We start from the raw sequence: 2,855 nt of genomic DNA, 5'->3' as shown, positions 1-2,855 counted from the left end.
GAAGCCGCGCCCGCACCGCCCGCCAAGGGGATCGGCGCCGGCACTGCGACGCCGGGCGGCACTGCTGCCGGCACGGCCTCGGTGCTGTCGCGTCCGTCCGGGACGGCGCAGTAGCACCGCCCGCCGGGCTCAGAACAGGTAGACCGCCGCCACCAGCCCGACGACCACCACGGCCAGCAGCCCGAGGGTGACGAGCCCGAGCCGCTTCTCGATGAATTCCCGCGCGCGCGGCCCGAAATGGTGCAGCAGAGCGGCGAGAATGAAGAAGCGCGCGCCGCGGGTGATGAGCGAGAGCACCACGAACCAGAACAGGTTGTAGTCGGCAAAGCCCGAGGTGATGGTGACCAGCTTGTAGGGGATGGGGGTGAGCCCCTTCAGCAGGATCACCCAGTGACCGTAATGGGCATAGGCGGCGCGGAACTGCTCCACCTTGTCGCCGTAGCCGTAGAGATTGATCAGGAACTTGCCGACGCTGTCATAGAGCAGCGCGCCGATGGCGTAGCCGACCAGCCCGCCCAGCACCGAGGCGATGGTGGCGATGGTGGCGTAGCGCCAGGCCTTGTCCGGCCGCGCCAGGGTCATGGGCACCTGGAGCACGTCGGGCGGCACCGGGAAGATCGAACTTTCCGCGAACGAAACCACCGCCAGCGCCCAAGGCGCCGAGGGCTTGGCCGAATAGGCGATCACCCAGTCATAGAGCTTGCGGAGCATGCCGGCGCCTTGCTGTGCGTTGCAACAACGGCCCCTCGCTTAGGCGCTCGACCCCGGCGAGTAAAGGCGCTGCCGCAATCCTTGCGCGATGTGTCCGGGCGGTCACAGACACGCTGGAAGGCGCCGTGTAAGAGGACGCCCGTCGCGGCTGTGGGTCGTCCATGATTCGCGCTGGTTTCGCTTCGCCGGCGAGACACGGCGAGGGCACGGGGCCGCGACGGGCGGATCGCACAGATGAACGGGAACAAACGCCCCCGTTCAGCGTCCGTAGGGCTTAACCGGATTAGAACCTGTGGCTGGGCAGCATGCTGTGCTCGCCGGGTGGGGACGGTCCGGAGCGGTCTGGAAGACGAGGGCAGGGGTTCGAGATGATCAAGCGAATTGTTGTGTTTGCTGCGCTTGTGATGGGTTACGTGCTCACGGGAATGGCCCTCAACGCGGGCCAGGCCGATCGCCTCCCCATGACCGTCGAGGCCGCCGCCGACTGAGTTTCGCCTGTCGGCGAGGCGCGCCGGCGGTCCCGCCTGCGCCTCGGCGGGCGCTCTTTAAGCCTTTCTTCATCACCGTCGAAAAATTTCCGCTGCGCTCAGGGCGGACCGTCGCGGTCTTGAGCGCGGCGCGCCGGGCCATGCCTGCGGCGGATTGCAGGTCGGGCCGGGCGATCCTTGCCCTTTGCGGGGGAGGCGGCGCGCGCGCTCGCGCGATCGCCAGGGTTTCGCCTGTTTCGGGGGGGGGCGCCTCCGCCTTGCCCTCCCCGGCACGCGGGAGAGGGGGCGGGGGGCAGATCGCAGGCAGCCGGATTTCAGACTGAACTTGGCCGGCCTGCCGTCAGTGCGGCTTGCCGGCCGGCAGGTCGGCTGCGGTCAGAGGCGGGTTGGCGAGATGCCCGCCGAGGCCGGAGACTGCGGCGCGCTGGCGCACCAGGGCCAGCACCACGTCGAGCGTGGGGGTCGGCATGTCGAGCATGCGGCCCATCTCCTGCACCACGCTCACCAGCGGATCGATCTCCATAGGCCGGTCGCGCTCCAGGTCCTGGAGCATGGAGGTCTTGTGTGCGCCCACGGCGCCGGCGCTTGATGCGCCGCTCCACGTCGACCCGGAACCGGATGCCCAGCTTCTCGGCGATGGCCTGGGCCTCCAGCATCATGCCGCGCGCCACGGCGCGGGTGCCGGGGTCGGCGGCGATCACCTCGAGGGTGGCGTGGGTGAGGGCGCTGATGGGGTTGAAGCACAGATTGCCCCACAGCTTCAGCCACAGCTCGTCGCGGATGTTCGGCATCACTGGCGCGCGCAGGCCGGCGCTCTCCATCAGGTCGGCGAGCGCCTTCACCCGCGGCGTCACCTCGCCCGAGGGCTCGCCGAGCGGGAACTTGTCGCCATAGATGTGCTGGATCACGCCCGGCGCCACCACCTCGGTGGCGGGATAGACGATGCAGCCGAGCGCGCGCTCGGGCCGCAGCACCTCCCACTGGCGACCGGCGGGGTCGATGGTCTCCAGCGTGCGGTTCTCCAGCGCCCCGCCATGCTTGTAGAAATACCAGTAGGGCACGCCGTTCACGGCGGTGACGACCGAGGTGTCGTTGCCCAGGAGCGGGCGCATCTTCTCCACCACGCCGGGCACGGAATGGGCCTTGAGGGCGATGATGACATAGTCCTGAGGGCCGAGTTCGGCGGGATCGTCGGTGGCGCGCACCCGGGCGACCCGCTCCTCGCCATTGATGAGCAGCTTCACGCCGTTGGTCTGCATGGCTTCCAGGTGGCCGCCGCGCGCCACCAGGCTCACCTCCGCGCCGCCGGGCCAGCTCCACGCCGAGATAGCCGCCAATGGCGCCGGCGCCGTAGATGCACACCTTCATCGCCCGATCCTCCTCATGTTTCCTGCATGGCGTATTATGTATGCCAGTTGATGAGGCGTGCCGCCGCCCCCACCAGCTTGGCGCCCACCATAGCAATGGAAATTAATCCCGTAACGTGGAAATTTGTCACAGGCTGCGCGCGCACCCACTTGGGCTTAACCTAAGGGCGACGGCGCGCCGGGAATCGCTCGTGCGGGGCAACCGGGCGCGACCGAGAAGAACAAGCCGCCGCCCGCCGTTTACCGGCGCGCGGCAGGCCTGCGAGGGAGTTTCATGCCCGACAGTGAC

General features: G+C 68.7%; 1 protein-coding gene and 1 pseudogene. Both read right to left on the bottom strand.

The window, feature by feature from the left end; genetic code table 11:
- Window positions 1–129 precede the first annotated feature (129 nt).
- Window positions 130–711, bottom strand: a complete 582-nt coding sequence (locus AC2W7M_RS23195) for a YqaA family protein (RefSeq protein ID WP_486135268.1) — start codon at window positions 709–711, stop codon at window positions 130–132.
- Window positions 712–1,539: 828 nt separating this feature from the next.
- Window positions 1,540–2,567, bottom strand: a pseudogene (locus AC2W7M_RS23190) (2-dehydropantoate 2-reductase).
- Window positions 2,568–2,855: the final 288 nt, after the last annotated feature.

It is taken from the genome of Xanthobacter sp. BG11Y11_SDJG, from assembly GCF_057364445.1.
This window is presented reverse-complemented; position numbering and strand designations above follow the sequence as displayed.

Coding starts and splice junctions, on each gene's coding strand:
- AC2W7M_RS23195 (WP_486135268.1), bottom strand. CDS start 711: ATGCTCCGCAAGCTCTATGACTGGGTGATCGCCTATTCGGCCAAGCCC.